Origin of the sequence: Arenibacter sp. S6351L, from assembly GCF_023016025.1 — a bacterium.
GTDB lineage: Bacteria > Bacteroidota > Bacteroidia > Flavobacteriales > Flavobacteriaceae > Arenibacter > Arenibacter algicola_B.
Map to the genome: position 1 here is coordinate 1 of NZ_JALKBB010000120.1, position 396 is coordinate 396.

Sequence of the window (396 nt, forward strand, 5' to 3'; positions counted from 1 at the left end):
TGAAACCGGAGCTCAAGGAATTCAAGGTATTCAGGGAGAAACTGGAGCTACAGGCGCAACCGGAGAACAGGGTATCCAGGGTGTAAAGGGAGACACCGGTGCGACCGGAGCCACAGGCGACCAGGGCGACAAAGGAGATACTGGAGAGGAAGGAATCCAAGGTATTCAAGGAGAAACTGGAGCCACTGGTGCAACTGGTTCCACAGGTGAAACTGGAGCGACTGGTGAACAAGGAATCCAAGGTGTAAAGGGTGATCAAGGTATCCAAGGTGAGACCGGGGCGACAGGAGCCACTGGTGAAAAAGGTGACAAAGGAGATACTGGAGCCCAAGGGATTCAAGGTATTCAAGGTGAAACTGGTGCTACAGGTGCCACTGGAGAAAAAGGAAACACCGG

1 pseudogene is annotated in these 396 nt (G+C 53.0%); it reads left to right on the forward strand.

What is annotated here, in order from left to right:
- Positions 1 to 396: pseudogene (locus MWU82_RS24170) on the forward strand (hypothetical protein); the annotation flags it as partial.